General features: G+C 57.2%; 7 protein-coding genes and 2 tRNA genes. 8 read left to right on the plus strand and 1 reads right to left on the minus strand.

All coding sequences use genetic code 11. The features are described 5' to 3' along the window. Positions 1-140: 140 nt before the first annotated feature. The 8 genes from tolB to PROAA_RS01720 all read left to right on the plus strand — a co-directional run bounded on the left by tolB (position 141) and on the right by PROAA_RS01720 (position 4,928). On the plus strand, positions 141-1,433 hold the full coding sequence (gene tolB / locus PROAA_RS01685; RefSeq protein ID WP_186409655.1) for a Tol-Pal system beta propeller repeat protein TolB: 1,293 nt from the start codon (positions 141-143) through the stop codon (positions 1,431-1,433). A gap of 83 nt (positions 1,434-1,516) precedes the next feature. Continuing rightward, the gene (gene pal, locus PROAA_RS01690; protein ID WP_186409656.1) at positions 1,517-2,038 is read left to right on the plus strand and encodes a peptidoglycan-associated lipoprotein Pal; all 522 of its coding nucleotides are present in this window, start codon (positions 1,517-1,519) and stop codon (positions 2,036-2,038) included. 70 nt (positions 2,039-2,108) lie between these two features. Further along, positions 2,109-2,858 carry a tol-pal system protein YbgF gene (ybgF, locus tag PROAA_RS01695; protein WP_245664116.1) on the plus strand — a complete coding sequence of 250 codons (750 nt, stop codon included), beginning with the start codon at positions 2,109-2,111 and terminating at the stop codon, positions 2,856-2,858. Positions 2,859-2,862: 4 nt separating this feature from the next. Next, positions 2,863-3,522, plus strand: coding sequence for a 7-carboxy-7-deazaguanine synthase QueE (gene queE, locus PROAA_RS01700; protein ID WP_186409658.1), 660 nt, complete (start codon positions 2,863-2,865; stop codon positions 3,520-3,522). Positions 3,523-3,540: 18 nt separating this feature from the next. Next, positions 3,541-3,918 carry a PilZ domain-containing protein gene (locus PROAA_RS01705; protein ID WP_186409659.1) on the plus strand — a complete coding sequence of 126 codons (378 nt, stop codon included), beginning with the start codon at positions 3,541-3,543 and terminating at the stop codon, positions 3,916-3,918. 22 nt (positions 3,919-3,940) lie between these two features. Then, complete coding sequence (gene queC, locus PROAA_RS01710) at positions 3,941-4,654, plus strand: 7-cyano-7-deazaguanine synthase QueC (RefSeq protein WP_186409660.1); 714 nt, start codon at positions 3,941-3,943, stop codon at positions 4,652-4,654. A gap of 76 nt (positions 4,655-4,730) precedes the next feature. After that, positions 4,731-4,806 (plus strand) — tRNA-Lys (locus PROAA_RS01715). Positions 4,807-4,852: 46 nt separating this feature from the next. After that, positions 4,853-4,928: transfer RNA gene (locus tag PROAA_RS01720), tRNA-Lys, on the plus strand. 232 nt (positions 4,929-5,160) lie between these two features. On the opposite strand, the gene PROAA_RS01725 is transcribed toward PROAA_RS01720, so the two are convergent. Beyond that, positions 5,161-5,453: hypothetical protein (locus PROAA_RS01725; protein ID WP_222102046.1), on the minus strand; the 293-nt coding region annotated here is incomplete at its 5' end.

A 5,453-nucleotide genomic window follows, 5' to 3' on the forward strand; every position in this document is an offset into this window, starting at 1 on the left:
AAAGTTTAAAAGCCCTTGTCATAACTCCATGATCGTGAACGGTTTTTCATGCTCCGACCCTGTAAAATTACGTCCCGTTACAAACGCTTCACACACCGAGGGGATATAATCGCGCATTGTTTATCGGAAGATTTTGCCCCATGCTTCGACATTTGCTCAAACTGCGCGGCCTGAGCCTTATCGCATTCAGCGCCCTGGCGCTTTTTCAGACCGTAGCCCGTGCTGAACTGACGATTGAGATCACCGGCGCCGGGGCTAACCGGATTCCCGTGGCGATTGCCGAATTTGCTGGAGATCCGGGTAGCTCCCGTCTTCTGACATCGGTCATACGCGGCGATCTGGAACGCAGTGGGCTGTTCAAGCTGGTCGATGCCAATGGTGTCGCAATGAACGAATCCACCAGCCCGGCCTATAGCGACTGGAAGAACCGGGGTGCCGACGCACTGGCGGCTGGCAGCATCGTCCCGAGCGGTGATGGCCGACAGGAAGCACGCTTCCGGCTTTACGACATCAACAAGCAAGCCACCCTCGCCGGAGCGGCCTTCGTCACGTCGACGCCAATGCTGCGCGCGGCGGGCCACCGAATTGCCGACGCGATCTATGAAAAACTTATCGGCGAGCCGGGCTATTTCGCGACGCGCATTGCCTATGTCGTGAAGGGCGGCCCGAAACACTATGAATTGCACATCGCCGATGCTGACGGGCAGAACGCACAGGCGGCGCTGAAGTCGAAGGAACCGATCATTTCGCCATCCTGGTCGCCCGATGGAAGTCGCCTGGCCTATGTGTCTTTCGAAAACAAGAAACCGGTGGTTTACGTGCATTCACTGGCCACCGGCAAACGTATCGTCGTTGCCAATTTCAAGGGATCGAATTCGGCTCCGACCTGGTCGCCCGATGGCCGCAAGCTGGCAGTCGTCCTGACGAAAGAAGGAGGCTCCCAGATATTTACGGTCAACACCGATGGCTCGGGGGCACAGCGGCTGACCCCCACGTCGGGCATCAATACCGAACCTTTTTTCAGTCCGGACGGTCAGTCGATCTATTTCACGTCGGATCGCGGGGGTAGTCCCCAGATCTACAGGATCAGCGCCGACGGCGGCGCAGCGCAGCGCATAAGCTTTGAAGGGAGCTACAACGTTTCGCCTCGCATATCGCCGGATGGCAGGTCGATGGCTTTCATCAGCCGTCGCGAGAGCGGCTTCCGCCTCGCGGTCATGGATCTGGCCAGCAAACAGGTACAAATCCTCACTGAGTCGCACAAGGATGAATCACCAACCTTCGCGCCCAATGGCCGCATGATCCTGATCGCTACCGAGATCGGTGGTCGTGGTGTATTGTCTGCCGTATCGATTGACGGCCGAATCAAGCAACGGCTTTCCATCCAGGCCGGCGATGTTCGCGAACCTGCGTGGGGCCCCTTTGCCAGATAGTCAACGGCCCCGCTCTTGTTCTTTGACCGTACCCTGAATTTTCCGAATTCTGAATCGCTCTATATTCTCGTAGGAGAAACACCATGAAACAACTCATCATCCCCGCGCTTCTCGCCCTCATGATTGCCGGCTGCAGTTCGACGCCCGATGGTTCCGAGCAGGATGGTGCTCCGGTAGAGTCCCGCAATAGCGGTGTCGCTACGGTTAACGCGGGCGGTATTGACGGACGCAATCTGCCGGCCGTTCTTACCGATCCGAAAAGCATACTCTCCAAGCGCAGCGTCTATTTCGACTATGACAAGTACGAAGTCAAGGCCGAGTACAAGGATCTGGTCACTGCGCACGCCAAGTTCCTTGTCGGCAATCGCCAGTTCAAGATGCTGATTCAGGGCAACACCGATGACCGTGGCAGCCGCGAGTACAATCTGGCTCTCGGGCAGAAGCGCGCCGACGCGATCAAGCAGATGCTGACCCTGCTTGGCGCTCGCGAAGACCAGGTTGAATCGGTCAGCCTTGGCGAAGAGAAGCCGAAGAACGAAGGCCAGAATGAAACCGCCTGGGCCGAAAACCGTCGTGGCGACATGCTTTACAGTGGCGAGTTCTAGGATGCTGGTGCAGCACTTGCGTCTCGCGTCGAGACGTTCATCGGGTTTGACAACGGGCCTGGCAACGGGTTTGACAGCACTCACTGTGCTGCTCGCCGTTTTCGGCGCACAGCACGCGCAGGCCGGAGTCTTCGACGACGAGGAGGCACGCCGACAGATCAAGGACCTGTCAATCAAGAACAACGAGCGTCTCGATACCTTGTCCAAAGCTCAATTCGATCTCGTCAATCAGATTCAGGCGCTGCGCGAGGAGACCGCCAAATTGCGCGGCCAGGTCGAAACACTGAATTACGAACTGGAATCGACCAAGAAGCGTCAGCAGGATTTCTATATCGACCTTGACGGTCGCTTGCGTAACCTGGAGCCGCAGTCAGCCGCGCCAGGAGAGAACAATCCGGCCGACGGGGCAAAACCGGGCTCCGATCCGGGAAAGAAGTCGGCAGTTGACCCCGCCGCCGTAACGCGCGAGTACGAAGCTGCGCTCAACCTCTTCAAAGCCAACAAGATCAAAGAGGCCGCCAGCGCCTTTGAGTCCTTCGTCAAGGCCCACCCAGACAGCACGCTGACGCCTAATGCGCAGTATTGGCTCGGCAACGCGCACTACGCGTTGCGCGACTGCAACAAGGCCATCGCGGTGCACAAGGTTGTGGTCAGCAAGTGGCCACAGCATCCGAAGGCGCCTGACGCGATGATCAATATCGCCACCTGCCAGCAGGAACTTGGCGACAACAAGGGCGAAGAAGCGACCCTGAAATCGGTAATTGCCAAGTATCCGGATAGCACGGCAGCCGCTACTGCCAAAAAACGCCTGAAGAAGTAAGCGGGTGGTCGGCAGTAACAATCGCCTCTCGCTGAAGGTGAGCGAGATATTCTTTTCCGTACAGGGTGAATCCTCGCGTGCCGGCTTGCCGACGGTCTTTGTTCGGCTCACCGGTTGTCCGCTGCGCTGCGTCTGGTGCGATACCGAGTACGCCTTTACCGGCGGGCAGAGCATGACGCTGAACCGGATTCTCGAAGAAGTCGGTACTTTCAAAACACGTCTGGTTTGTGTTACCGGTGGCGAGCCGCTCGCTCAGAAAAACTGCCTGCTGTTGCTGACGGCGCTCTGCGACAGTGCTTATGAGGTCTCGCTGGAGACCTCCGGTGCGATCGACATCGCCATCGTTGACCCGCGGGTTTCCCGGGTTGTTGACCTCAAGGCTCCCGGCTCGGGAGAGTCCGGCAAGAATCGCTGGCAGAACCTCGAACTGCTCACGCCGCATGACGAGTTGAAGTTCGTAATCAAGGACCGCACCGACTACGAGTGGGCACGAAATACGATCGTCGAGAACCGGCTCGACACAGTCTGCCCCGTGCTCTTCTCGCCGGTGCAGGGTGCGATTGAACCGCGAATGCTGGCTGAATGGATACTTGCTGATCGATTGCCGGTGCGCTTTCAACTTCAACTGCACAAGCTGCTTTGGGGTAACATTCGGGGCAAGTAACCGCGTGGACACATTGCCATGAACGCTGAACAGCCTGAAGATCGACGCCAATTCTCGCGTATCGCTTTCCACACTCCAGCCCGACTGGATTGCACTGGCAGCCGTATCGATGTTGTGGTCCTCGACATTTCGCTGAAAGGCGCGCTGATTCGCCTGCCGGCCGAAACGGCACTCAATGAGGGGGCGGTCTGTGTGCTGCGCATTCACCTCGACGAAGCCGAATCAGGCGATCTCATCAGCATGGACACCCGGGTCGCGCATGTTGAAGGAAGCAAGGCCGGCCTTCTTTGCCGGACGATCGATATCGACAGCGTGACGCACTTGCGCCGTCTGGTAGAGCTCAATCTCGGTGATCCGATACTGCTTGATCGCGAGTTCTCGGCCCTGGTCGCCTGATTTTTTCAGCCATGGCTTCGCGATGAGTACCGCTTTTCGGTCCAGTCCGCCACGTGCTGTCGTACTGCTCTCCGGTGGCCTCGACTCGGCCACGACGCTGGCCATCGCCCGTGACGCCGGTTTCGACTGCCATTGCCTTTCCCTGGACTATGGTCAACGCCATCGCATTGAACTTGAAGCGGCCGCCACGGTAGCCACGGCGTTGTGCGCCAGCGAGCATCGCGTACTGCATCTGGGTCTTGACGAGTTCGGCGGTTCGGCGCTCACAGACACCCGCATCGCGATACCCGTTGACGGCGTTCAGCCCGGCATTCCGGCCACCTACGTGCCGGCACGCAATACCATCATGCTCTCTCTGGCGCTGGCCTGGGCCGAGGTATTGGGCAGCCGTGATATTTTTGTCGGCGTCAATGCTGTTGACTACTCCGGCTACCCGGATTGTCGGCCGGAATACATCGCCGCTTTCGAGACCATGGCCAATCTGGCAACCAAGGCCGGTGTGGAAGGGCGCAAGTTGACTGTTCATGCTCCTTTGATCGATCTTTCCAAGGCCGAGATCATTCGCATCGGCAGCAAGCTGGGTATTGACTATCGCGCAACCGTTTCCTGCTACCAGGCAGACGAACAGGGCATGGCCTGCGGAGTTTGCGATTCTTGCCGATTGCGACGGGAGGGTTTTGCTGCGGCTGGCGTTGCCGACCCAACCCCTTACATGAGGAATCCACAAGAAGCGTAGCAACGGCATGCGTGCCAAGGGCCTGCATTTGACAGGTTTCCGGGTGGTATCTATAATCCGCCCTTCCTGTTTTTTCGGGTCGGTAGCTCAGTTGGTAGAGCAGCGGACTTTTAATCCGTTGGTCGAGAGTTCGAATCTCTCCCGACCTACCAAGACACTACCGATCTTGGTGGAAGCGCTAGTTGGTGGTTACTCCGTGGGGCGTTAGCTCAGTTGGTAGAGCAGCGGACTCTTAATCCGTAGGTCGAGTGTTCGAATCACTCACGCCCTACCACGAAATGTAATTTAAAAACAATACCTTAGAAGTGAATTGGCCCAACCCAAAAAGGTTGGGCTTTGTTCTTTGTGGGCCATGGCCCACAACTGGCCCTTTCGTGGCCCACGAGAACCGACCACTATGCTGAATTTGAACTAAAGACCAATCGGGCCACAGTCGGCAAGAACAAGGCATTTTCAAGAGTGGCTATTCCGATAACCTATTCCATCTTCAAGAAGTCTGCCCACCATCAATGCATCAGCTGGATATTCCACCTAAAACCGGCCACCGATTCCATAGCAAACCCTGCCAGTAATTCCATTCCACCACAAACAGTCAGTGCGATTCCGGTTCCTGGAAGCAGCCAGTCGTCACCAAGTGCTTTGTGCCCCGAGCCAACATTCGTCGCCGCAATCGTTCGTTGACCGCTCATAGAGTCGAGCAGTCGCCCGACACGGCTACTCACGGACAGCAGTTCGGCGATTCTGTTGAAAAACTCGCCACGATTCATCGCGTGCGATACAATATGCGTATAGCATTTGT

This window comes from Candidatus Propionivibrio aalborgensis, assembly GCF_900089945.1.
GTDB lineage: Bacteria > Pseudomonadota > Gammaproteobacteria > Burkholderiales > Rhodocyclaceae > Propionivibrio > Propionivibrio aalborgensis.